The sequence below is a fragment of the Streptomyces sp. NPDC001315 genome (genome assembly GCF_042896175.1).
Taxonomy (GTDB): domain Bacteria; phylum Actinomycetota; class Actinomycetes; order Streptomycetales; family Streptomycetaceae; genus Streptomyces.
Genome location: NZ_JBIAWZ010000039.1, coordinates 1 through 24,389, shown reverse-complemented (window position 1 = coordinate 24,389; position 24,389 = coordinate 1). Strand labels below are relative to the sequence as shown.

Below are 24,389 nucleotides of genomic sequence, written 5' to 3'. Positions count from 1 at the left end.
ATCGCGGCGAGCCGGGCGACCTCCTCGCGGCGCAGTCCGGCGACCCTGCGTGCGGAGTCCGTCTCGGGCAGCCCGCACTCCCGCGGTGTCAGCTGTGCTCGACGGGCCCGGAGAAAGGCGCCGAGGTGGGAGTCGTGTGTCGGATTCATGTCGTCCAGTGTCATGCGGCCAGGTCCGGCGCAGCACAGGTGTGAGGGGGCAGGTTCTTTCCCGGGCAGAAACCTGTCTCTCCCGTGGACGAGTGGGTGGGCGGGTGGTGGAGGTGTGTCCGGCACGGATGGTGCGGGCACCGAGTCCATCGACCGGTGCGGCGGCGACGTCGGTCAGACGAAGGGGCCGACAGCTCATGCTGTCGGCCCCTCATGGTGTGCGCCTCGCCGCACCGGCGGCCCCTCGGATCAGGGGCCGGGCGGGAGTCACTTGGCCTGCAGGGGCCCCGCGAACGACTTGCGCAGGGACCCGGGGGCGGCCAGGGGGAGGAGCGAGGCGAGCATCTTGCCCTTGAACGTGCTCGGCTGCCGCGTCAGTTCGACGTCGACCCGGGTGCCGTCGCCCTCGGGGGTCATCTTGAAGACCCAGCCGCCGCCGGCGCCGAAGAGCTTGGAGTCCAGCGTGGTGATGGTGACCGTGTCACCGGCCGGCTCCCACTCGTAGCGCGCCCGCTCCCACGCCGCGGCGGTGCCCTCGGTGACCTCGGCCCAGGTGTCGCCGAGGTCGTGGACCTCGAAGTGGTCGGCGTCGATGGTGGGCCAGGACTGGGCGCGGGAGGGACCGAAGTCGGTCAGCACCCCCAGCACGTCCTTGGGGCTGAGCTGGGAGACGAGGTGGAAGCGAACGACCGCCATGGGATTCCTCACCGAGAAGTAACTGTTCTGACCGGTGACGGAAGATTCCCATGCGTTCTCGTCACCTGTCAAGGTGGTTATTCTGGAGGGGCGCCCAATCACTTGTCAGGAGGGTCACGTGAGACATGTGTTTCCGTGCGGGACGCCCACGCTCGACTTCGTGGGCACCCTGCAGGCGCGGCGTGCGCCGGTGCCGATCGAGCGGATCGGCACTCCCGGACTGCTCGACTCATGGTTCGTCGACTCCGGGCTGCTCGACGAGAGGCCGGGGTCCGGGCCGGCGGACCTTCGAGCGGCGGTGAACCTGCGGGAGGCGATCTACGCACTGGTCGGAGCCCGGCTCGCCGGCCGGCCCCTGCCCACCGGGGCCGTCGCCGCGGTGAACCGGCAGGCCGCCGGGGCACCGGTGGCGATGCGCCTGGGTCCCGACGGCACCAGCCGCTCCGGCAAGGCCGCCCAGGCCCTCACCGAACTCGCGCGCGAGGCGGTCGAGATCGTCGCCGGCGGCGAGGCGGAACTGCTGCGTGAGTGCGGACATCCCGACTGCACGCAGGTCTACCTCGACCGCTCCCGGGGGCGCCGCCGGGAGTGGTGCGCGATGCGGACCTGCGGGAACCGCGTCAAGGCGGCCGCCCTGCGAGCACGCCGCCGCGGGTGAGGGCGTCCTGCCTGCGGACATTGCGGCGGGGGCGGCTCCTCGTACGGAGCCGTCCCCGCATCCCTCAGTCCCTGCTCTCGGCGTTCTCGGCGTTCTCGGCCTGGAACATCCAGCTCTGCTTCTCCATGGCGGCGGTCAGGCCGATCAGCAGATCCTGCGTCACGGCGTCCGCCGGACCGGTCTCCTCGATCCGCGCCCGCACCCGTTCGATGACGGCGGAGAGCGTCCGCACCAGGGCCTCGACCGCGTCGGCGTCCTTCGTCCAGCCCTCCGGGAAGGCGGGTACGCCGCTGGTGGCGGCGATGGTGCCGGCCCGCCCGTCCGGGCTGACGCCCAGTGCGGCGGCGCGTTCGGCCACCGTGTCGGCGTAGTCGCGCGCGGTGGTGACCACCTCGTCGAGCTGCAGATGGATGGAGCGGAAGCGCGGCCCGTACAGGTTCCAGTGGGCCTGCTTGGCCACCAGGGACAGATCGAGCAGGTCGACCAGGGTCGCCTGCAGGGCACTCCCCGCTATCTCGCGCTCTTTGTCCGGCAGGGGGCTGCTGATGACCGTCATGGCTGTGTGGTCCTTTCCGGTTTGTCGCCGACGTCACCATTCTTGAAGGGGCCGGTCCTGCGCGGATCAGTTGTTTGACTGTCGGTCGGGTGAGGAGAATTGCGATAAATAAGCTGTTCGTACGGATAGTTCAGGGACCGAAGGGACCGCATCCCCGTTATCCGACTGAAAATCCGCGCGATCTCAGTCCAGTGCCCTCAGCGCCCCGGTGACGGCGGATTCCAGGAACTCCCGGCCGGCCCGCGCCTGGCCCATGACGCGGACGCCCTGGATGAACGTGGTGAGGAAGCGGGCGAGCTCCACCGGACTGTGCTCACCGCGCAGTTCTCCCCGCTCCCGGGCACGGCGCAGTGCCTCGGTCAGTACGGACTCCACGGCCGTCAACGTCAGGCGCACCTGCTCCACCGTGTCGTCGTGGGCCGCGCGTTCGATGGTCGCGCTGACCAGCAGACAGCCCTGCTCGGGGTCCGCCACGTCGGCCGTGACCATCGTGATCAGGAGATCGCGCAGTGCCGTGCGAAGGTCGGAACCGGCCCGGACATCCCGGTCGAGGCCCGCGACCAGGCCGTCGCAGTAGTGTTTCAGGGCCCGGGCGTAGAGCTCGTCCTTGGATCCGAACGCCGCGTACAGGCTGCCGGTGCCGATGCCCAGCAGGGCCGTCAGCCGGGGCATCGGCGTGGCCTGGTAACCCTGCCGCCAGAACAGGCTCATGGCCTGCTCCACCGCCACGTCGGCGTCGAACTCACGAGGGCGCGCCACTCCGCGATCCTTTCCTCGGTGGGGTCCTCAAACATGTACTCGTCGGCGAGGTCTTCGCCTGGGGACGAGGGCGTTGGCCATGGTCGTGGCGGGGCGCCCGATCCGGGGCCCTCGGGGTGGAGAAACGGAACACGGCCCCGACTCTGGCAGCACGGGCACGGGCGAGCATGAGTCGATCGACTGCACGCGTGAAACCGTAGGTTGCTTTTGTCCCGTATTCGCCGCGCCGGCTGTCTCTGGTGGACCGGGATCCGTTCGGTGGGGTTCCATATCGATACGAGCAGAGGCATGCTCGGCAGGGTGATGTGCGGTTAGCCTCGAGGGTATTGACGGCAACAGCCCGAGGACCAACATGCAGGTGCAGCTGAATCCCCCACTGGAGCCCGGTAACGCGCCCCGGCACGCCGCTGCCATCGTCGCGACCGCGGCGGACATCAGCGGTGCGGCACTGGACTACAGTCCGGAGAGCATCGTTCTGGTGGAGGACATCGTCGACGGCTTCCGGGCCGAAGGTGTCACCGACGAGGACATGGCCGAATCCCTCGTCGCCTTCGGCTGCTACGTGGGCGAGATTCTCACCCGGCACGCGGGCGGAGCCTGGCGGCGTGCCCTGCCGGCACAGGCGACGACCGTGTCCCTCGTCGTGGAGCTGCCCGACGCGCGGGAGTGCCACCCGATCGACTGGGTCTTCCGGCGTCTGAAGTTCGGTACGGACGTCAGCATCCGCGACCTCTGCGCGGCGGCCGGCACGGAGCACGGACCATCGGACGAGCAGACGGGCGAATGAGTACGTATACGGCCGCATGGCACGTGTGCGCGATGCGGGTGAGTGCATATGCGGATAGGCATTCAGGTGGGCGGTAGGAACGCGTGCGAGTGCCGGACACACACGCGCGAGTACACCTGCGGACGGGACCTTCCGTGAACGGCCCATGGACGCACCTGCTGTCTGCTGGGGAAATGTTGGGGGACGCGAATTTGAGCACACACATCGGTTCGAACCGCATCGGTTCGGACAGCGCAGGTTCGCACGAGACCGGCCCGGACGACGCCGGTCTGCTCGGCCGCGAGCACGAGAAGGCGCTGGTGACCGCGCTGCTGGCGGGCCTGCCCCGCGGCGGACGGGTGCTCCGTCTGAGCGGCGCCGCGGGCACGGGCAAGTCCGCGATCATACGTTACGCCGCGGCGACCGCCGCGCACCAGGGCATACGTGTGTTGTCGACTGCATGGGCACCCGCCGAGCGAGCGCTGCGGCACGCCGCGCTGCACGGCCTCCTCCGCCCCGAGCTGGCCCGGACGGCCGGCCTGCCGGCCAGGGAACGTGCCCTCCTGGACACCGCGTTCGGCGGCGGCCTGGCCGCGCCGGCCCCCGCGGACCTGGCTGCCGCCGCGCTGAACCTGCTGGCCACGGCACCGGAGCCGGTCCTGCTGTGCGTCGACGACCTCGACCGGCTCGACGCCGCGAGCCGCGACACCCTGAACGCCCTGGCCCGGCTCTGCAGCGAGACACGTGTGGCGATGATCGTCGCCGAGCGCTCGGCCCCCGACACCCGGCCGGTGCCGGGCCTGCTCACCGCCACGCTCGACGGCCTGCCCGCTCCCCAGGCCCGCGCCCTCCTCACCCGCGCCGGGCGCGCCACCGGGTACACCGAGGAGCAGCTCGTCCTCGCCGTGGCCCGGGGGAACCCGCTCGCGCTCACGGAAATCTCCCTGGGCGGCGGTCATCTCGGCGACGCGGCCGGCTTCGGCATGTTGCCGGCGACGCCCCGTCTCGCCCAGGCGTTCGCGGAGGACCTGAAGGGGCTGTCGGTTTCGGCTCGCGGCGTGCTGCTCGTCGCGGCGCTGAGCGTCTCCCCGGACGCGCGGGACATCCTGCGTGCGAGCGCCCTGCTGCTGGGCAGCGACCACGCGGCCCGCGCCGGGCTCGCCGAGACGATCGCCCGGGGACTCGTGGCCGACGTCGCCGAAGCCGGCGACCGGTTCGGAGCTGCCGACGCGGTGGGAGCCGCCGATGTGAGCGCAGCGGTCGGTGCAGACGGCGCCGCCAGTGCTGCCGACTCGGCCGGAGCCGTCGAAGCAACCGGAGGTGCCGACGAGTTCGGAGCGGCAGACCCGGCCGCAGCCTCCTCCTCCACCACCACCGCCGTCCGAGCCGACGACGCGGTCCGAGCCGCCGATGTCGCGGGACAGCCCCGCCGACTGCGCTTCCCCCAGCCCCTGATCCGCCCCGCGGTGCTGCACCTGGAGTCGGCGGCACGGCGCATGACCGCGCACGCGCTGCTGGGGCAGAGCCTCACCAGTCCCGCGCACGCCGCCTGGCACACGGCCCGCTGCGCGGCGGGTCCGGACGAGGAGCTGGCCCGGCGGCTGGAGTCACTGGCCGACACGCCCCGTTCGGGCACCGGGGTGCTCGTGGCCCTGGCAGCGTTGGACAGCGCGGCCCGCCTCTCCCCCGACCCGGAGCGCCGGGCGGACCGGCTGCTGCGCGCCGCCGAACTGGCCTGCGACCACGGCCTGGGGGAGCAGGCACTGCGCCACGCCCGCCAGATCGACCCGGCCGAACTCGGGACGTACGGGCGTGCGTTGCTGCTGTGGGTGCACGATCTGCTCCCGGGCAACAGTGTGGTCGGCCGGGAGCGGATCGCGGAACTGTGCGAGGCGGCACGCGCAGTCGCCGAGCAGGACCCCGCGCTCACGCGGAAGCTGCTGCACGCGGCGGCCCGCAGGTGCTGGTGGCAACAGGCCGGCCCCGACGAACGCCGCACGGTGCGGCGGGCGTTCGAGGATCTGCGGTCCGGGGAGCGGGACGCGCGTGACCTCGCCGTCATGGCGCTGACGGACCCGCTGTCGGTATCCCGCCCGACGGACCCGGACCCGGACCCGGACCCGGACCCGGACCCGGACCCGGACCCCGCTCCCGGACTGCCCGACGGCGACGGGCCTTACCTGCTCGGCCAGATCGCTCACCTCACCACCGACCTCGAGCGCGCGGCACGGTTCTACGAGCGGGCGGAGGCGGCCGTCCGCGCCGACGGCCGCTACGGACTGCTGCCGCAGATCCTCGTACCGAGGGCGATGGGCCAGATCTGGCTCGGCACCCAGTGGCACACCGCCCGCGCGCTCGCCGAAGAGGGCCGGATGATCGCCGACCGGACGGGTCAGCCCGACTGGGTGGCGCGGGCCACCGGAACGCTCGGCATCCTCGAGGCCTTGCGGGGCCACCACGACCGGGCGCTGGAGTGCGCCGCGGAGGTCGAGGAGGCTTCTCTGCGCCTGGGCCAGAACCGGCAGTTGAACCTGGCCGCCCTGGCCCGCGCGCTCACCGCCTCCGGCACGGGCCGGTACGCCGAGGCCTACGCCCGGCTGCGCGCCCTGTTCGCGGAACCGACGGCACCGTACGCCTACGAGCAGTTCTGGGGGCTCGCCTTCCTTGCCGAGGCCGCGCTGCCCGCCGGGGAGACGGCCGACGCCAGAGCCCTCGTCGAGCACGTCGCGTCGCTGACCAAGGCGGGGCGCGCGCCCATGCTGGAGCGGATCCTGGCGTACGCCGACGCGGTCCTCGCTCCCGACGAGGAGGCGGAGGCCCGCTACCGCCGGGCGCTGGGGCCGGGGGCCGAGACGTGGCCGCTGCTGCACGCCATGACCCAGTTCGGCTACGGGGCCTGGCTCAGGCGTCGGCGCCAGGTCACCACGTCGCGCACACCGCTGGCCACGGCCGTGTCCGTCTTCCGGTCCCTGGGCGCACGCTCCCGCGCGGAACAGGCGGCCTCCGAACTGAGGGCGACCGGCCAGTCGGCGGCCGAACCGCCCACCGGGGACACCACGGACACCGCGGACACCGCCGGGGACGACGTCTCCCAGGTGCTGTCGCCGCAGCAGCTCACCATCGCCCGCCTGGCCGCCCGCGGCCTGACCAACCGGGCCATCGGCGAACAACTGCGCCTGTCCCCGCGCACGGTCGCCTCGCACCTGTACCAGATCTTCCCGAAACTGGACGTCACCTCCCGCGCCCAGCTCGCGGCGAGATTCGGCGCGGAGTGAGCGGGGACGGGTGCGGACTTGGCGGGGCTCGGTTTCGAAACCACCACCGTCAGCTTCGCACCGGGCGACGAACCGGTCGGGCGCGGCTCGATGTGAGATGAGCGGGGCGCCCGGCACGAACTGGGCCCGGCCCGGCGTCAACCGTCCGGGCACGGCGTGCAGGGGCGCCGCTCAGCATGAACCGGCGGCGCCCATTCGTGAGTTCGGTATGTACGGCCCGTCAGACCGCCTGGTGATCCCTCAGTACCTCCGCGAGCTGCGCCCGTGCCGTCACGCCCAGCCGGGGGAAGATGCGGTAGAGGTACGCGCCGATGGTCCGTGGTGAGAGGTCGAGGAGTTCGCCGATCTCGCGGTTGGACAGCCCGCGGCCGGCGAGTTCGGCGATGCGCAGTTCCTGGGCGGTGAGCAGATCGCGGGCCGAGGTCCGGCCGGGCACGCCCGGGGTGCCGGTCTCCGGCCGCTCGCCGGACGCCCGCAGCTCCGCGGTGATCCGCGCGGCCCGCGCCTCGGCGCCCATCATCGTGAACGTGGCCGCCGCCTGCCGCAGGGTGGCACGGGAGTCGGCGAACTGCCGCCGCAGCCGCAGCCGCCGCCCGTGGGCCAGCCGCAGTGGCGCCTCCAGGAACGGCCAGCCGGACAGGTCCTCGGCGAACGCCCGCTCGAACAGTGCCTCCTCGTCCCGGTCGTCCGCGAGGACGGCCCGCGCCACCGCGAACCGGACGGTGACCCCGGGCGCGCACTCCGCGCCCAGCTCCGCCTCCAGCCGGTCCAGCACCGCGAGCGCCTCCGCCGAGGCGTTCACGGCCTCGGCGGCCTCCGCGAAGGTCACCAGCGCGAACAGGGACGCCGCGCTGACCCGTGGGCCGGCCAGGAGAGCCGACAGAGCGCGGAAAGCCGCATCGAAGTCGCCGCCCTCCGCCAGCGCACAGGCCGTACCGACGGCGAGGATCGCGTCGATCGAGCGGACCGAGCGCCGGGCGGCCTCCAGGTCGCGGGCACCGCCAGGACGGACCGTGCCGCCGGTGCGCAGACCCCGTACCAGATCCTCCAGCAGGCGGGCCGCTACCGCGTTGTGGTCCTGGCCGTGGTCCTCGGCGAGCTCCGCGCACCGCCGGAACGCGTGACCGCCCTGCCCCCAGTCGCCCATGGCCAGGTGCGCGAGGCCCTGCCGCAGCAGCACCGGGGGCAGCTGGTCGGGTACGTCGTGGAAGCGGTGGCGGCGCTCCGCCTGCCGGTACAGCTCCAGCGCCCGCAGCGGGTCACCCGCCGACAGGGCCGCCTCACCCAGGCGTTCGAGGTCGCGTACCGGCATGTCGGCGAGGCGTCGGACGGCGGACACACCCGCGAGGACCGTCGCGGCCCGGCGGACCGGGCCGACCGTGGCCATGGCCTGCAGCAGCCGCGGGTCGTACGCCCGGTCCGGCATCCCGTCGAGGAAGGCGAGCAGCGCCTCGGCGCGTGCGTCGTCGCCCGCGATCACGGGCGCCGTGATCCGGGCCAGCTCCAGCGCGTTCTCCTGCTCGGCCACACCGTCCGGCGCCGGCCAGACGGCGGGATCGGCCGGCGGGTGCGCGCCGCCGGTCCGCGCCAGGGCCTCGGCGCACAGCGTGCCCAAGGGGCCCAGCGGCCGGCGCAGCGCGCGGTGCGCCATCGTCCGCGTCATGCGCTCCAGCCCGAGGACGTGGGCGAGCTGGGCGGCCCGCAGGGCGCAGCGGCCCCGGTCCTCGGGCGTCAGGTACAGCTCGGCCGCCCGCCGCAGCAGCCGTACGGCCATCGCCGGCTCGCACTGCTCCAGCGCGTGGCGGTGCACCGCTTCGAGGCGGCCGGCCAGTTCCGGGTCGCATCCCTCGACGGCCTGCGACAGGTGCCACAGCATCCGCACCGAGCCGCGGGCCAGTACGGCGGCCAGGGCCGCGTGCGCGGCACGGGTGCGGCGCGGGTCGACGTCGTGGACCACCGCCCCGGCCGTCGCGGGGTGGCTGAAGAGCAGCCGCATGCCGTCGAACACCACCAGGCCCTCGCGCTCGGCGGGTTCCAGCGTCGCGAAGCCCAGCTCGGTGCCGCCGATCCGCGACGCGGCCGACAGCAGCAGCGGCAGGTCACCCGCCGGGTGCAGCGCCGCCACCAGCAGCAGGTCCCGGGTCCCCACGGGCAGGCGCGCGGCGCCGGGCGCCATCGCGGCGGCCAGCCGGTCGGACGAGACGGGCACGTAGGGCAGCGAGTCCTCGGAGCGGGCGGGGAGTTCGAGCAACGCCAGAGGGTTGCCGGCCGCCGTCGCCAGCAGCTCGCGCACGGCTTGCGCGTCCAGGCCGGGACGCCTCGTCGCCAGCAGGCGGGTGGACTGGGCGGACGTGAGCGGGCCGAGCGGCAGTTCGGGCAGGCCGGCCAGGGGGGCCAGCCGGGTGCGGTGCGGACGCGCGGTCATCAGCAGGGCCATCCGATGGCCGTCGGTCCGGCGGGCGACGAAGGACAGCACCTCCCTGCTGGGCTCGTCGAGGGCGTCCCAGTCGTCCACGGCCAGCAGCAGGGGCTGTCCGGCGCTGACCGACTCCAGCACCTCCAGGACGGCGAACGACAGCCGCGACCGTCCGCCCGGGGCGGGGGAGCCGTCGACGAGCAGCATCTCCAGGGCGTCGAGCCGCCCGCCGGTCAGGGACCGGCCCGGCGTGCCCAGCACCGGCCAGACGATCTGGAGCAGACCCGACAGGTCGGAGGGGTTGCTGCCCCGGATGCCCGCGCAGCGCAGCACCCGCATCCCGGCGGCCGTCGCCGCCTGGACGGCGGCCTCCAGCAGCGCCGACTTGCCCGAACCGGCGTGTCCGCACACCACCCGGGCCGCTCCGTGGGCCGTCGCCTCGCGCAGGAAGTCCTGCAGCGCCCGCACTTCGCCGTCGCGGCCGACGAGCCCCGCGTCCTCCGGCAGCGTCTCGGGAAGCGGGGTCACCAGCGACAACGTGTGGTGTCCCGCCTCACCTGCGGTGAGCGGGGAGAGCCTGGTCTGCGCGTTCATCGATGACCCCTGTTCCGCGGCGAGCGATCCCGCCGGACCGAGGGAGCGCTCTCTTGCCTCCTCCCATCCCAGTGGAACGGAGCCCGCGGAACCAGGCAGTTCACATGCAGCTTGTCTGTCGCGGGGGAGAAACCGCAGGTGGCGTCGGCTTGGAGCGCGGCGCACCGCGCTCGACAAGCCGAGTCTCAGGCCCCCTCGGGGGACCCCTCAGAGGCGTCCAGGGCCTGCGCGTTGGCCCGCATCCGAGCTGCCCGCGGACTGCGGATCGCGCTCAGCAGATCGGCCGCCCGCAGCCAGCTCTCCCGCGCCCCCGCACGGTCGCCCTGCTCCTGCTGGGCCGTCGCAAGATGGTCGAGGACCTCGGCCTGGTTGTAGCCGTCGAAGGCCTCTCCGTAGATCCGCAGCGACTCCTGGTAGTCCGCCGTCGCGCCGTCGAGGTCGCCGAGGTGCTGCCGGGCGTAGCCCATGGTGTCCCAGGCGGCCGCCTCGATACGGAGGTTGCCGTCCCGCCGCAGCAGGGGGATCGCCTCCTCGCACAGCGCGACCGTCTCCTCGTAGCGGCCGAGCAGGGCGAGATACCAGCCCACCGCGTTCATCTCGCGGGCCGTGGCCCGGTCGTCGCCCAGCGTGCGGTAGATCTCCAGTGCTCTGCGGGCGTGGTGCAGGGCCTCGTCGTGGCGCTTCTGCCGGCCACGCACCCAGCCGATGGTCCGCTCGGTGACCGCCCGCTCCGCGGGGCCGACCCGGTCCAGGTGCCCGAGCAGCAACTCGATCTGCCGGTCGGCCTCCTCGGTCTGCCCCGTCTCCGCCAGCGCCCGGGCGAGATCCGTGGCGCTCCGCACGACGGCGTCCGCTTCGTCCAGCAGCAGAGCGGCGTCCAAGGCGATGCGCTTGGTCTCGATCTCGTCGCTCCAGCGGCCCATCACCGAGTAGTAGCTCACCCAGTCCTGCGTGAAGGTCATGCGCAGACGCAGCAGCCGCGGATCGTCCATGGAGCGCAGCGCCGACGCGACCGTCGCCTCCTCCTGACGGAACCAGTCCAGCGCCTCCTCACGGGTACCGAGGACGACGCTCACCACCCCCTCGACCGGAGGGGCGGCGACGTCGGTCGAGGTGCGCCCCAGGAAGCGGTTGGCCACGTGGGCGTTGTGGCGCAGATAGTCCAGCAGCCGCTTCTCGGCGCCGAGGCGGTCGTCATTCTCCTGCTCGACGAGCTCGACGCCGTAGGCCCGCACCAGGTCGTGCAGCACATGCCGGCCCTCCGCGTCCCGCGACAGCAGGTTCGCCGAGGTCAGTTGCCGCAGATGCTGCCGGGCCTCCGGCATGCCGATGCCCGCGAGCGAGGCGGCCGCCTCCGCGGACACCGACGGCCCCGGGTGCAGGGCCAGATGCCGGAAGAAGACGGCCGTCTCCGGCGGCAGGGCCCGGTACGACCACGAGAACACGGCACGGACGTCGCCCCGCCGGGGACCGGCCGACAGGGCGTCCAGCAGCGGCCCGGTCTCCCGCAGCTCCCGCACCGCCAGCCGCAGCGGGAGCTGCGGCGTCGCGCTCAACTGCGCCGCGACGATCGCGACCGCCAGCGGCAGGAACCCGCACAGCTCCACCAGCTGCGCGGCGGCCTCCGGCTCCACCCCGCAGCGCTCCTCGCCGATCCGCGCGGCGAGCGCGGCCAGCGCCTCCTCACGTGTCCACACGTCCAGGCCGACCAGCCGGGCGCCCTCCAACGCGGCCAGACCGGAGAGCCGGCTGCGCGAGGTGATGACGGTCAGGCATCCCGTCGAGGCCGGCAGCAACGGCCTGACCTGCTCCTCGTCGCGCGCGTTGTCGAGCACGACGATCAGCCGCCGGGACGCCGTCCGCTCCCGGAAGAGGAGGCTGCGCTCCTCGGTGCCGCGCGGTATGTCGCTGTCGGGCACTCCGAGGGCGGCGAGAAACCCGCCGAGAGCCTCGGCCGGGTCCAGGGGGCGTCCGGTGTCCTCGAAGCCGCGAAGGTTCACATACAGCTGCCCGTCCGGGAACCGGTCCGCGACATGGTGCGCCCAGTGCACGGCCAGGGTCGTCTTGCCCACCCCCGCCATGCCGCCGATCGCGGAGACGACGACATGTCCGCCCTGCTCGGCGACCTGTGCGGTGAGGCCGTACACCGTCGCCAGCGCCTCCTCACGGCCGCGGAACACCGCCAGGTCGGGCGGGAGTTGTCGCGGAACCCGCCCAGCGGGCTTTCCCGCACGGCGTACGGACGCCTCGACGAACCGCCGCCGCTCGTCCTCGCTCAGCTCCAGGACGTCCATCAGCTCGCTCAGCGTCCCCTGCCGGGGCAGGCTCTGCCCCCGCTCCATGTCACTGATCGCCCGGACGCTCACCCCGGACGCCTCGGAAAGGCTCTCCAGCGTCAGCAGCGAACGCTGCCGCGCCTCTCGCAGCAGTCGGCCGAACTGCGTCCCGTCCACATCCGCCCCCCGGCGCACCCATTCTGGAACGACCATTAAAGCAAGGGGACGACCGGGGGCCGCAGCCGCATCCGGGATGTGCGCCGTCAGCCGGTCGGGGAGCCCGTGAGGCCGAGGAGCGCCCGGCCGTAGGCCTCGCGGTTCGGGTCCGGGGTGATGTTGGAATGGGACAGCGCGACCTCCATGTCCCGCCAGATCCGCTGGACGGGACCGGCGGTCGAGAAGCTCGCGCTGCCGAGGGCCGCCAGGAGGTGCCGGACGGCCTCGCGCGGGTGCGACGCCGCGGTCGCCGCGTCCATGTGGTTACGTGCCTGCGCGAGCGGCCCGGGCCGGGTCCGTCCCGTGATGCCCGCCCGGCTCATCCGGCCATTATGGGCATCCTCACACGTATCTCGGCGCGCTGCCACGGCCGAGACGCGCGAGGTCGTCTGCGACAGCCTCCGCGTCTGGAGCCTGGCCGACCGGGGCTCCTGCCTGAACAAGCCGTCCGCGTTCTCGGCCGCCGTGTGACCGGGTGGGTCACTTGGCGAGGTGGGTGGTGAAGTAGTCGGTCAGCTTGTCGACGGCCGGGTCGATGTACTCGCGCTTGTCGTAGAGGTCGACGTGGCTGGCGCCGGGGATGCGGTGGAGTTCCTTGGGGCCGGTGGCGGCGTGGTGGGCCTCGACGGCCATCCAGGCGGTGACGGCGTGTTCGCCGATGATCTGCAGGACGGGGCGGGGGCCGATGAGGGGCACGGCGCGGAAGACGTCGCTGGAGGCCATCTTGTCGATGCTCTCCCAGGCGAGGAACTTCGCCGAGCGCTCGTGGTGGCCGCGGGGGCCGCAGTAGTACTCCCAGCCCTCGACGCCGTGCTGTCCGCCCAGGGCGCCGGCCTGTTCGGCGGTGTCGGGGAACATGGTCATCACACCGGGGTCCTCGCCGCGGGCGGCGGCCGTGCGGGCCTGGGCGGAGGCGTCCAGCAGGGACTGGAAGACGGCCGGGTCCTGGGAGCCGTCGGCGCCGTAACGGAACTGGCGGGCGGGTTCGGCGGTGCACACGGTGGCGACGGCCTGGACACGGTGGTCGCCGCCGGTGGCGGCCAGGGAGTAGCCGCCGGAGGCGCAGATGCCGAGCAGGCCGATACGGCCGGGGTCGACCTCGGGCCGGGTGGTGAGGTAGGAGACGGCGGCCTTGAAGTCCTCGATGCGCTGGGCGGGGTCCTCAAGACCCCGGGGCAGACCGCCGGACTCGCCCTGGTAGGCGGCGTCGAAGGCGAGGGTGACGAACCCGCGCTCGGCCATCAGCTGCGCATAGGTGCCCGACGTCTGCTCCTTCACCCCGGTCCCGGGATGGCCGACCACGAGCGCCGCGCGCGGGCCGCCGTCGGCGGTGGGGGTGTCGGGGGTGTAGAGGTGCGCGGCGATCTCGATACCGGCACTGTCGAAACTGACATGGGTCCTGGCCATGAGGAATCTCCCGAAAGGGTGGTGGTGATCGGTCCGGTCCCGGCCTTTCCGCCGGGCACACATCCACCATCCGTCCTCCCCTCCGCCCGCGGGAGAGACAGGTTTCTGCCTGGGAAAGAACCTGCCCCCCACCCGCGACCGGAAGCTGTCGCACACAGAATCGCCGAAGAGTGAACCCGATGGTGCTTCCCACCCGTTGCCCGAGTGGGAAGCACCTGCCGTCGAACACGCGCCGACGCCAGGTGCGGGAAGGCCGACTCCCGTTCACGTGGTGGTGACGAGGCGGAGACTTCCCAAGTCGGCGGCCGGCAACCCCAGTTCGGGCCGTTGATCTGCTCCCGCGGCGGTCCTGCCTCACCCCCCGTACGAGGCAGGACCGCCTCCGCACGACTGCCCGGGCTCCCCGTCGGCAAGGCAGGAAAGGGGAGGCACGGCTCAGGTGGGCACGCGGTGTCAGCCCTGGTCCTGCGGCCGGCCGATGATCCGGGCGATCTCATGGACCCGCTCCGACCACTTCGTGGGCGTCAGGGTGGTGGGGTCGGGCCGGACGACGGTACGGGTGCCGTGCGCGTACGTCGTCGTCCCGTCGGCCGAGCACACCCGGTAGCCCGCGGTGGCGGAGGTGCCGCGGGCACGTTTCAGCCCGAATCCTCCCTGTGCAGCGCGTCCCGCAACGCCACCCGCGAGGCGATGCCCAGCTTCGGATAGATCTGGTACAGGTGCGCGCCGACGGTGCGGTGCGAGATGAACAGGCGCTCGGCGATCTGCTTGTTCGTCAGACCGCTCGCCGCGAGCTCCGCGATCTCGCGTTCCTGCGCGGTGAGGACCGCCCCGGCCCGGCCGTCCGGGTGCGGCAGGACCCGCCCGGCCGCCCGCAGTTCCTTACGCGCGCGCTCCGCCCAGGCCGAGGAGTCCAGTTGCTGGAAGGTCTTCAGCGCGGCCGTCAGCGGAGCCTTGGAGTCCGACAGCGCGCGGGAGCGGCGCAGCCACTCGCCGTGGGCCAGACGCACCCGCGCCAGTTCGAACGGCCACCGCTCCGCGTCCGGTGTGGCCAGTGCCTTCGCGAACAGGCGGGCCGCCTCGGCGTCGTCGTCCGCGACGAGGGCCTCGGCGCAGCCGGCCAGCAGGGCGAGCCGGGGTGAGAGCCAGGCGACGTTCGTCTCGCGCAGGGCGCGCACGTGTGCGGCGGCCTCCGCGCGCCGGTCGGTGCGTACCGCGGCCTCCACCAGCTCGAAGAACACCCATGCCGCGTGCGCGACGTACGGGGGGAAGGTGCCCGCGGGGCTGATGGAGCTCACGCGGCCGAACGCCGCGTCGAAGTCGCCGTCGGCGATGTCCGCGAGGGCGTGGACGTGCTGCGCGCAGTGGACGGCCCCGCGGATGCCGCGCGGCGACGCGGGTGAGCCTCCCACATGTGCGGATGTCGCAGGAACGGGTGTGTCTGGGCCGGCGAAGGTGTCTCGCAGTGGACAGTCGGCGTGTCCCCGTACCGAGCTGTGAACGCGCCACCCGATCGGTGTGAAATCTGCAGGGTGCCGCTGATGAAGACCGTACGCCGCAAGACAGTCCGGTGGCCCGCGACCAGCATGTGGTCCGCCGTGGCGGCGCCGGCCGCCACGGGCTGCCGGGCATCCGGAGGGGGGCAGCGAGCAGCCGAGCGGCACCGACCGCGTGGCCGAGGGCCGCGTGTGCCGGTCCACGCTTCCCCGCGGCATGGAGCCGCCTGGTCGACGTCGGCTGACACCGACGCGAAGAACGCCCGCGTGAACCTTTCGCGGATGTGCTCCGTCGTCCTGCGTGACGGGCATTCTCCGCCCGCACGAGCACCGAGCGAGGCTCGGTGCACCACAGCGCGAGGAAACACCGATGGACACGTACCAGCAGGCCCAGTCGGCCGGCGAAGCGGACGAACTGGTCGTCATGAACGCGGAATTCAAGGCGGACGCCCACCGGCACTATGCGCGGCTGCGCGCGAAGGGCCCCGTGCACCCGGCGCAGTTCTTCCCCGGCATCACCGGCTGGGTGGTCGTCGACTACGACCTCGCCCGAGAGGCGCTGACCCATCCGGCGCTGCTGAAGGACCCGGAGCCGGCCGCGGCGATGTTGGAGGCGGCAGGCTTCCTCGGGCACAAGCGCGGCACCGGGTTCGGCGGCCAGATGCTGGAGGCGGACCCGCCCGAGCACACCCGGCTGCGCCGTCTGGTGGCGGGCGCCTTCTCCCCGAAGCGGTCCGCCGAGATGGAACCGCGCATCACCCAGATCGCCAACGAACTCGTCGACGCCATGCCGCCGTCCGGCGAGCTGGACCTGGTCGAGGCCTTCACCGCACCGCTGCCGGTCGCGGTCATCGCCGAACTGCTCGGCATCCCCGAGGCACACCGCCAGGACTTCCGCCGCTGGACGACCCTCGCCTTCCAGGTGAGCCACCCCGAGTACGCCTCGGCGGTGGCCGGCCTGCACGCGTTCCTGCGCGAGCTGGTCGAGGACAAACGGCGCAACCCCGGCGACGACCTCATGTCCGCTCTCGTCGCCGCCCGCGACGAGAACGACGGCCGCCTCTCCGGGGAGGAACTGGCCGGTACGGCGGCCCTCCTCGTCATCGCCGGCCACGAGACCACCGTCAACCTCCTGGGCAACTCCGTGCTGGCGCTGCTCCGCCACCCCGACCAGCTGCGGCTGCTGCGCGAGAATCCCGGGCTCCTGCCCGACGCGATCGAGGAGTTCCTGCGCTACGACACGTCCGTCGAGCGCACGACGAACCGCTACGCGGCCGAGGACCTGGAGCTCGGTGGAGTGAAGATCCCCCGGGGCGGCATCGTCGCCGTGGCCCTCGCCTCCGCCGGCCGCGACGCCCCCTTGCCCGAGGGCGGCGACCCGGACACGCTCGATGTCACCCGCTCCGCCGCCCGCCACCTCTCCTTCGGCCACGGCATCCACCACTGCCTGGGCGCTCCCCTGGCCCGCCTGGAGGCCCGCGTCGCCCTGCACACCCTCCTCACCCGCGTCCCGCACCTGGAACTGGCCGTCCCCGCCGATTCCCTGGAGTGGTTTCCGTCGGGGATGGTGCGGGGTGTGCTGTCGCTTCCGGTGCGCTACGGCACGAGGTGAGCTCGGCAGTCTCCTCGCGGTCGGCGAGGCGCTGACACACGGGTGTCCGGCACCCGAACCGCCGGTGCCGGACGCCCGCCGTACGTGCAGCGCAGACCGTAGGCCCGCGTCACCGTCTGCCGCACCCCGGTCACCCGCCCTGTCGACGGCGCTCGCCCGGAGGGCGACATGACCGCCGGTGTGACCGCCCGCGTTTCATGGCGCACAACGTGATCTACGGGGCACCAGGGGCCGGAACCCGACAGTTGTCCGACCGAGAAGCCCAAGACACCCAGGCACCAGCGACGCAGTCATTCGACGGATGTGTACCCAAAGCCGCCCGACAAGACTGATCAGGCGCTCGTCACCCGTGGCGAGCCTTGGTGCGGGCGGCTTCCGCCCCTGCGGTTCTCCTTCCGCACCGGACGCGCTCACGACCGACGAAAGGCAACCCGTATGCCCACCTTCGCCGACCACGTCATCGCCTCGCTCAAGGCCTCCGGGGTACGCCGCCTGTACGGCCTGCCCGGTGATTCGCTCAACGGTCTGACCGACGCCATACGCCGGGACGACGGCGTCGACTGGGTCCATGTGCGGCACGAGGAGAGCGCCGCCCTCGCGGCGGCCGCCGAGGCCGGGCTGACCGGAGAGCTCAACGTCTGCGTCGGCAGCTGCGGTCCGGGCAACCTGCATCTGATCAACGGGCTCTTCGACGCCCAGCGCAGCCGTGTGCCGGTCCTCGCCATCGCCGCCCAGATCCCGGGCAGCGAGGTCGGCTCCGGCTACTTCCAGGAGACCCGCCCGCAGGAGCTGTTCGCCGACTGCAGCGTCTACGCGGAGGTCGTCACCAGTCCCGAGCACGGGCCGCGCATCCTGGAGATGGCGATGCGGGCGGCCGTCGAGCGCAGGGGAGTGGCGGTCGTCGTGGTACCCGGCGAGATCTTCCTCGGCAAGACCGGCCGCGACCTGGCCCCTACGGTGGTGCGCCCGGCCCGGACCGTCGTCCGCCCGGACGACGAGGCCCTGAGCGAGGCCGCCGCGCTGCTGAACGACGCGAAGCGGGTGACGATCCTGGCGGGCGCCGGGGCGGCCGGTGCCCACGACGACCTGGTCCGGCTCGCCGAGACCCTCAAGGCGCCCGTCGTGCACGCCCTGCGCGGCAAGGAGTACGTCGAGTACGACAACCCGTACGACGTCGGGATGACCGGTCTGCTCGGCTTCGCCTCCGGCTACAAGGCGATCGAGGAGGCCGACACCTTGCTGATGCTGGGCACCGACTTCCCCTACCGGCAGTTCTATCCGCGCGATGCCAAGGTCATCCAGCTCGACATCCGAGGCGAGCAGATCGGCCGCCGCACCCATGTCGACCTGCCGCTGGTCGGCAGCGTCCGCGACACCCTGCCCGCACTGCTGCCGCTGCTGACCGTCAAGAGCGGGCGCAAACACCTCGACGAGGCTCTCGCCCACTACGCCCGCACCCGCAGGTCGCTGGACGCGCTCGCCGTCAACGACCGCGAACGCACGCCGATTCACCCGCAGTTCGTGGCGAGCACCCTCGACCGGCTCGCGGACGAGGACGCGGTCTTCACCGTGGACGTCGGTTCCCCGGTCGTGTGGGCGGCCCGCTATCTGACGTTCAACGGGCGGCGGCGGCTGATCGGGTCGTTCAACCACGGCACGATGGCCAATGGCCTGCCGCATGCCGTGGGTGCGCAGGCGGCGTACCCGGGTCGTCAGGTGGTGTCGCTGTCGGGCGACGGCGGACTCACCATGCTGCTCGGCGAGCTGTTCACGCTCCGGCAGAACCGCCTGCCCGCCAAGATCGTGGTCTTCAACAACGGCTCCCTGAACTTCGTCGAGCTGGAGATGAAGGCGGCCGGCATCGTCAACTACGCGACCGAGCTGGACAATCCGCAGCTCGCCGAGGTCGCCGCCGCGATCGGTCTGTGGTCCCGCCGGGTCGAGCGGCCCGGTGACCTGGAGGACGCGCTGAAGGGCGCCTTCGCCCACGAAGGACCGGCGCTGGTCGAGGTCATGACCGCCCGCCAGGAGCTCTCCGTGCCGCCCGCGGTCACGGTGGAGCAGGCCAAGGGCTTCACCCTCTACGCGATCCGCACCATCCTGTCCGGCCGGGGCGAGGAACTGCTCGACCTGGTCACCACCAACGTCTCCCGCCGCATCCTGCACTGACCATCACGCACTGACCGCCTCAAACTGACCATCCCGCGCCGGGTACTCCGACCGACCGTCCGGGACGGGAATACGTATCTCTGGTGGAACATGTGTGCTGTGGCACACCTCAAACACTTGCCTAAGGCAACAGAGCAACTTCATGGTTGCCTTAAGCAATGACAATGGAGGCACACGTGGCCGAGAAAGGTCTGTACGAGGAGTTGATGCGCCAGCTGAGCGCCGTCGGTTCCGTGCGACGGGAACTGGGCCGGATCCTTCCCTACGGCTGCTCCAACGGATCCGCCACGGTGCTGGCGCTGCTCGGCCGCGACGGCGACATGCGCATCGGCAGGCTCGCGGAACTGCTCGGCGTCGACATGTCGGTCACCAGCCGCCACGTCGCCCACCTGGCCGTGCTGGGCTGGATCGACCGCAGTCCCGACCCCGCCGACCGGCGCTCGCGCATCCTGCGGCTGACCCCCGAGGGCCGGGCCCGGCTCGCAGACCTGTCCGACCGTATCGCCCAGGAGCTCGCCTCGCGGCTGAGCGACTGGAGCGACGAGGACGTCCGCCGACTGACGTGGCTTCTGTCCCGGCTCCGGTCGAGCTTCGACGACCTGTGGACCGAGCAGGACGCGTACACCGAGCCGCCCGAGAGCGCCCCCTCCCCCCGTACACCCGCTGTCACCACGTAGGTAAGGAGCACAAACCCCATGACAACCACCCCAAGTACAGGTGTGCGGGCGCACGCCCAGCACGGGGGAGGGGATGCCCACGCGCCGATGACACACGCGCAGATCATGCGCGCCCTGTCGGGACTGCTGCTCGGTCTCTTCGCCGCCATCCTCTCCTCGACCGTCGTCACCAACGCGCTGCCCAGGATCATCAGCGACCTCGGCGGCGGTCAGTCCGCCTACACCTGGGTCGTCACCGCCTCGCTGCTCGCGGTGACCGCGTCGACCCCGCTGTGGGGCAAGCTCGCCGACCAGTTCAGCAAGAAGATCCTGGTCCAGTCGGCCCTGGTCATCTACGCCATCGGATCCCTGGTCGCCGGTCTGGCGCAGAACCCCGCGACGCTGATCGGCGCCCGTGTCATCCAGGGCCTGGGCGGTGGCGGTCTGTCCGCGCTGGCGCAGGTCGTGCTGGCGGCGATGATCTCCCCGCGTGAGCGCGGGCGTTACTCCGGCTACCTGGGTGCCACCTTCGCCGTCGCCACCGTCGGCGGCCCGCTGCTCGGCGGTGTCATCACCGACACCTCCTGGCTCGGCTGGCGCTGGTGCCTGTTCGTCGGCATCCCCTTCGCGCTCGTCGCGCTGGTCGTGCTGCAGCGGACGCTGAACCTGCCGGTGCTCAAGCGCCAGGTCAAGGTCGACTGGATCGGCGCCTTCTTCGTCACCGCCGCCGTCTGCGTCCTGCTGATCTGGGTCACTTTCGCCGACGACAAGTACGACTGGCTGTCCTGGCAGACGTACACCCTGGTCGGCGCCTCGATCGTGCTGACGCTGATCTTCCTGTTCGTCGAGACGAAGGCCAGCGAGCCGATCATCCCGCTGCGGCTGTTCCGCAACCCCACCATCACCCTGGCCTCGATCGCGTCGCTGTTCGTCGGTATCGCGCTGTTCGCGGGCACCGTCTTCTTCAGCCAGTACTTCCAGCTGGCGCGCGGTGACTCCCCGACCAAGTCGGGTGTCATGACGATCCCGTTCATCGCGGGCCTGTTCGTCTCCTCCACGGTCTCCGGCCGGATCATCACCCGCACCGGCAAGTGGAAGGGCTGGCTGCTGGCGGGCGGTGTCCTGCTGACAGCCGGCCTGGCCCTGCTGGGCATGCTCCGCTACGACACCTCGTACCTGTTCATCGCCTTCTGCATGGCGCTGATGGGCCTCGGCGTCGGCATGACCCTGCAGAACCTCGTGCTGTGCACGCAGAACCAGGTGACCCCGAGCGACCTGGGCGCCGCGTCCTCCACGGTGACCTTCTTCCGGTCCCTCGGCGGTGCGGTGGGCGTCTCCGTGCTCGGCTCGATCCTCACCACCCGGATCGGCCATTACGCGCGGGACACCATCACCCAGCTCAGCCCGCAGGACCAGGCGACGGCCGCGAAGGCCTCCGGCGGCGGCCGGCTGCCCGACCTGGCCGTACTGCCCGCCCCGGTCCGCACCTGGCTGGAGGGCGCCTACGGGCACGGCATCGGCGACATCTTCATGTACGTCGCGCCGGTCGCCCTGATCGCCTTCCTGGTGACCCTGTTCATCAAGGAGGTCCCGCTGCGCGCCTCCAGCGCTCTCGCCCAGGCGGCCGAGGAAATGCAGGGCGCCGAGGCCATCGCCGGAACGCCCGTGTCGGCGGAGGCCGTCGACGCGGACGCGGACGCGGAGGACTCCGCCGCCGACGCCTCCGGCGGAATCGCGGTCCACGGCCGGATCCGGGTCGCCGAGAGCGGGCCCGTCCCGCAGGGCGCGGTCACGCTGACCACCGTGGAGGGCCGCGAGCTCGACCGGTCGGCCGTCCAAGCCGACGGCTCGTACACGCTGGACGTCCCCGGCATCGGACAGTACGTCCTGATCACCTCCGCCGACGGCTACCAGCCACAGACGTCCACGATCGTGGTGGACGAGGAGCCGGTCGTCCACGACGTCCTGCTGACGATGCCGGCGAACTGACCGGTACGTGTGGGCTTCCTCGATCGGACCGCCGTTCGAGGAAGCCCACGTGGTGCAGCAGAGCGAGCAGTTCCGGCGTGGCGGAGGTGCGGGAACCTCGCGTAGACCGGCACGACCGGCCGGCCGTGGCGCGACGGCTCCGGCGGCTGTCAACCGCGCCGACCCTCGCACACCGAGGGCCCGGTCGGCACCACATATGCCGGATCGCCGCACCTGTCAGCAGCTGCCCAGCCGCTCGCCTCCGGAAGATCCTCATCCGTATGGAATCAGTCGAAGTCCGGGGCGTCTGACTCCTGAAGAAGGCGGGTCGCGAGGTCGTCGGCCCACTCCACGGCCCAGGTACGCAGAGAGGTGATGGTGGCGTCGTCGAGTCCATAGGCGGCGAATGCCTCGTCGTCGGTCCACTCGGCGCCCGCGAGGTTCGCCTGCAGATCCTCCCGTTCGAAGCGGCCCCGGGCGTGCCGTCGGCCGAACTCCTCAAGGTCTGCGATTGACCAGCGCCGGGAGGCCGCGAACACGTCGATCAGGTCCCGGGGCGCACCGCGGTCGCCGAGCGCGCGGACCTTTGTGCCGATCACGTCCTCTTCCGCGAGGACGGGTCCGTAGGGGCTCTGCGTGATGGGGCGCGAGAAGATCTCCTTGAGGATGTCGACCTCGCATTCCTGCCCTGTCGTCGGGTCGGACACGGTGAAGCGGGCAGACAGCGGGGCGGTCTCCAGCGACTGCACCTGCCAGCCCACGCGCCTCCAGGCCGGAGCGGAGCGTGGCCACGATGTCAGTCATAGGTGCTTGGGCCGGGGTGGCGACATCGAGATCCTGGCTGGGGCGGTTCACGAGGCGGTGCGCTCACACGGCGTATCCGCCGGTGAGGACCAGCGGGTAGGGGGAGCCGAGTGCGATCACATCCGCCAGGAGCCGCCTGTGCAGCTCTGGCATGCCCGTCACGCGGCTGTCCGGGTCCGGGCGGCGAGCTGGGGGAAGGCGTCCTCCCACACCGTGCGGACGGTGCGGCCGACCAGGGTGCGCAGGACGGGCCACATCTGCAGGAGGAGGTCCTGGTTGAGGTGGCGGGTCAGGTCCTCGCGCAGGCCCTCGTGCAGGACAGTGCGGTACAGGCCCATGCGCTGGCGTGGTTTGTCCAGGTCGTAGACGGTCATTCCGGACCAAGCCACATGCAGCGGGAGTTCCACCGCTCCGTGGGTGGGGCCGTGCAGTTCCTCCAGCGACCTCGGAAGGCGCCGCCGGAACTTCTCCCGGTACAGCGCCCAGTCCTCGGCGTACTCGCCGGCCAGGTCTGTTGTCCTGGATGCTGGGGACTGAGGACTGGCTGCCATGAGCCCATTATGGCGGCTCTGTGTGAGGAACGGGACGCGCGGCCCTACGGGCTGTCCGCGGCCACGGAGTGTACGCAGGAGTCCTTCTCGGCTGAGCGTGGCATCACCGTCACCGGCGCAGTGGTCGTCCCCGACGGTCATCGGCTGCGCGAGAAATGCTTGCGCTGACCGCCCAGGGAAAACTGGGGGAGACGATGGACGAGGTGTCCCGGTCGCGGGTGCCGTTGCGGACGTACCGGTTCGGCGCGGTGTCGGCCGAGTGAAGAGGGCGCAGTACTCGTCCAGGGGCCAGGAGACGAAGGCGCCGTCCCGGATTCCCTCGATGTGCGCGTCGGGCAGAAACGCGTCGCGGAAGTGGGGCGGGGTCACCGCTGGCGTGTCCGCGGACGTAGGCGCGCGGGGGTGCGAGGACGGCGTCGTCCACGGCGGGGCAGGTGGCGACGACGGCGATGTCCGCGTCTGGTGCGGCGGGCGTATCGGCGAGATCGGCCGCGCTGCGCAGGGGAGCGGGTGACGCGGCGGCCAGCAGCGCCAAGTCCTTCGTGAGGGCGCCGAGGGTGAACTCGGCCTCGGCAGGGGAGGGCTGGCCGGAAAGGCGGCCGCGTTTGCGGGTGACCAGCGGGCCGAGCTGGCCGAGTTCGAGAATGCCGCCGAGCGGCCCGCGGCCCCGGGAGTCCGGCCGGCCGCAGGGCGACGGGCGGCCGCACCCGACGTCCGCCGAGGCCGGACACAAGGGGGCGTGCGGAGCTGCCCCTGCGTGAGTGATACACAAACCGTAGGGCTCCCCCTATGGTCCGGCCGCCGGGCCGTTGGGCATGCTGGGACCATGTGCATCAACATCGTCGTCGTCGACGACGACCCCGGGTTCCGCCGCATCGCCACGACGCTGCTGACGGCACGGGGCCTGCGTGTCGTGGCGGAATCCCGGGACGGCGCCTCGGCCCTGGCCGCGGTGCGGGCACACCGCCCCGACGGGCTGCTGCTCGATCTCCACCTGCCGGACACGGACGGACTGACCGTTGCCCGTCAGGTCACCGAGGAGGACAACCCGCCGCGGATCGTGCTGACCTCCACCGACAAGTCGTTCTGGTCGCAGGAGGAGCTGGCGAGAGCGGGCATCGAGTCCTTCGTCGCCAAGGACAAACTGTTCGACGCCGACCTGCGGGGCCTGTTCGCCCCCGCCAAGTCCTGACGACGGCCCGCCGGCAGCGGCCTTCCGGCTACTGCCCGACACAGCGTGCTAACGACTGAGACAGCGCGCTACTGCCTGAGTGCGTTGTGGCAAACCGGATCTTGTTCGAGCGGCAGCGGTGATCATCTGGACGGAGGTTCGGGTGCGGGTGCGGGCATGAGAGAACGGGCCCC

General features: G+C 72.1%; 18 protein-coding genes and 3 pseudogenes. 8 read left to right on the top strand and 13 right to left on the bottom strand.

Annotated elements, in window-relative coordinates; all coding sequences use genetic code 11:
- Together ACFY16_RS42190 and ACFY16_RS42185 are read right to left on the bottom strand one after the other, a co-directional pair.
- A pseudogene (locus tag ACFY16_RS42190) lies at nucleotides 1–149 on the bottom strand (transcriptional regulator); the annotation flags it as partial.
- A gap of 267 nt (nucleotides 150–416) precedes the next feature.
- Nucleotides 417–845, bottom strand: a complete 429-nt coding sequence (locus ACFY16_RS42185) for a hypothetical protein (protein ID WP_390652536.1) — start codon at nucleotides 843–845, stop codon at nucleotides 417–419.
- Between the two features lie 118 nt (nucleotides 846–963).
- On the opposite strand from ACFY16_RS42185, the gene ACFY16_RS42180 reads away from it, so the two are divergent.
- Nucleotides 964–1,503 carry a CGNR zinc finger domain-containing protein gene (locus ACFY16_RS42180; protein ID WP_390652535.1) on the top strand — a complete coding sequence of 180 codons (540 nt, stop codon included), beginning with the start codon at nucleotides 964–966 and terminating at the stop codon, nucleotides 1,501–1,503.
- Nucleotides 1,504–1,567: 64 nt separating this feature from the next.
- Here ACFY16_RS42180 and ACFY16_RS42175 read toward each other — a convergent pair whose 3' ends face one another.
- Entirely contained in the window at nucleotides 1,568–2,059 is a 492-nt protein-coding gene (locus tag ACFY16_RS42175) for a DNA starvation/stationary phase protection protein (RefSeq protein ID WP_390652534.1), read from the bottom strand.
- Between the two features lie 183 nt (nucleotides 2,060–2,242).
- Complete coding sequence (locus ACFY16_RS42170; RefSeq protein ID WP_390652533.1) at nucleotides 2,243–2,818, bottom strand: TetR/AcrR family transcriptional regulator; 576 nt, start codon at nucleotides 2,816–2,818, stop codon at nucleotides 2,243–2,245.
- A gap of 352 nt (nucleotides 2,819–3,170) precedes the next feature.
- Here ACFY16_RS42170 and ACFY16_RS42165 point away from each other — a divergent pair, with 352 nt between their 5' ends.
- Entirely contained in the window at nucleotides 3,171–3,605 is a 435-nt protein-coding gene (locus tag ACFY16_RS42165; protein ID WP_390652532.1) for a hypothetical protein, read from the top strand.
- A 191-nt stretch (nucleotides 3,606–3,796) separates the two neighbouring features.
- Nucleotides 3,797–6,859, top strand: coding sequence for an AAA family ATPase (locus tag ACFY16_RS42160; RefSeq protein ID WP_390652531.1), 3,063 nt, complete (start codon nucleotides 3,797–3,799; stop codon nucleotides 6,857–6,859).
- 220 nt (nucleotides 6,860–7,079) lie between these two features.
- Here the strand turns inward: ACFY16_RS42160 and ACFY16_RS42155 are convergent, their stop codons facing one another.
- The 6 genes from ACFY16_RS42155 to ACFY16_RS42130 form a co-directional block, all read right to left on the bottom strand.
- Nucleotides 7,080–9,869, bottom strand: coding sequence for an AAA family ATPase (locus tag ACFY16_RS42155; protein WP_390652530.1), 2,790 nt, complete (start codon nucleotides 9,867–9,869; stop codon nucleotides 7,080–7,082).
- A gap of 185 nt (nucleotides 9,870–10,054) precedes the next feature.
- Nucleotides 10,055–12,358, bottom strand: coding sequence for an ATP-binding protein (locus tag ACFY16_RS42150; protein WP_390652529.1), 2,304 nt, complete (start codon nucleotides 12,356–12,358; stop codon nucleotides 10,055–10,057).
- A 50-nt stretch (nucleotides 12,359–12,408) separates the two neighbouring features.
- On the bottom strand, nucleotides 12,409–12,804 hold the full coding sequence (locus tag ACFY16_RS42145) for a hypothetical protein (protein WP_390652528.1): 396 nt from the start codon (nucleotides 12,802–12,804) through the stop codon (nucleotides 12,409–12,411).
- Nucleotides 12,805–12,841: 37 nt separating this feature from the next.
- Nucleotides 12,842–13,768, bottom strand: coding sequence for an alpha/beta hydrolase (locus ACFY16_RS42140; protein WP_390652527.1), 927 nt, complete (start codon nucleotides 13,766–13,768; stop codon nucleotides 12,842–12,844).
- Nucleotides 13,769–14,221: 453 nt separating this feature from the next.
- Nucleotides 14,222–14,368, bottom strand: a complete 147-nt coding sequence (locus ACFY16_RS42135) for a hypothetical protein (protein ID WP_390652526.1) — start codon at nucleotides 14,366–14,368, stop codon at nucleotides 14,222–14,224.
- Between the two features lie 38 nt (nucleotides 14,369–14,406).
- On the bottom strand, nucleotides 14,407–15,180 hold the full coding sequence (locus ACFY16_RS42130) for a LuxR C-terminal-related transcriptional regulator (protein ID WP_390652525.1): 774 nt from the start codon (nucleotides 15,178–15,180) through the stop codon (nucleotides 14,407–14,409).
- 454 nt (nucleotides 15,181–15,634) lie between these two features.
- On the opposite strand from ACFY16_RS42130, the gene ACFY16_RS42125 reads away from it, so the two are divergent.
- The 4 genes from ACFY16_RS42125 (at nucleotide 15,635) to ACFY16_RS42110 (ending at nucleotide 21,690) form a co-directional block, all read left to right on the top strand.
- Nucleotides 15,635–16,876: a cytochrome P450 gene (locus tag ACFY16_RS42125; RefSeq protein WP_390652524.1), complete on the top strand. Its 1,242-nt coding sequence runs from the start codon at nucleotides 15,635–15,637 to the stop codon at nucleotides 16,874–16,876.
- Between the two features lie 435 nt (nucleotides 16,877–17,311).
- On the top strand, nucleotides 17,312–19,045 hold the full coding sequence (gene poxB, locus ACFY16_RS42120) for a ubiquinone-dependent pyruvate dehydrogenase (RefSeq protein WP_390652523.1): 1,734 nt from the start codon (nucleotides 17,312–17,314) through the stop codon (nucleotides 19,043–19,045).
- A gap of 176 nt (nucleotides 19,046–19,221) precedes the next feature.
- On the top strand, nucleotides 19,222–19,722 hold the full coding sequence (locus ACFY16_RS42115; protein ID WP_390652522.1) for a MarR family winged helix-turn-helix transcriptional regulator: 501 nt from the start codon (nucleotides 19,222–19,224) through the stop codon (nucleotides 19,720–19,722).
- 18 nt (nucleotides 19,723–19,740) lie between these two features.
- On the top strand, nucleotides 19,741–21,690 hold the full coding sequence (locus tag ACFY16_RS42110) for an MFS transporter (RefSeq protein ID WP_390652521.1): 1,950 nt from the start codon (nucleotides 19,741–19,743) through the stop codon (nucleotides 21,688–21,690).
- Between the two features lie 266 nt (nucleotides 21,691–21,956).
- Here ACFY16_RS42110 and ACFY16_RS42105 read toward each other — a convergent pair.
- The 3 genes and pseudogenes from ACFY16_RS42105 to ACFY16_RS42095 form a co-directional block, all read right to left on the bottom strand.
- Nucleotides 21,957–22,626: pseudogene (locus tag ACFY16_RS42105) on the bottom strand (nucleotidyl transferase AbiEii/AbiGii toxin family protein).
- Between the two features lie 5 nt (nucleotides 22,627–22,631).
- On the bottom strand, nucleotides 22,632–23,024 hold the full coding sequence (locus tag ACFY16_RS42100) for a hypothetical protein (RefSeq protein WP_390652537.1): 393 nt from the start codon (nucleotides 23,022–23,024) through the stop codon (nucleotides 22,632–22,634).
- A gap of 300 nt (nucleotides 23,025–23,324) precedes the next feature.
- A pseudogene (locus ACFY16_RS42095) lies at nucleotides 23,325–23,852 on the bottom strand (hypothetical protein); the annotation flags it as partial.
- On the opposite strand from ACFY16_RS42095, the gene ACFY16_RS42090 reads away from it, so the two are divergent.
- Nucleotides 23,851–24,216, top strand: coding sequence for a response regulator transcription factor (locus ACFY16_RS42090; protein ID WP_390652520.1), 366 nt, complete (start codon nucleotides 23,851–23,853; stop codon nucleotides 24,214–24,216). The pseudogene ACFY16_RS42095 and the gene ACFY16_RS42090 sit on opposite strands and share 2 nt — an antisense overlap.
- Nucleotides 24,217–24,389: the final 173 nt, after the last annotated feature.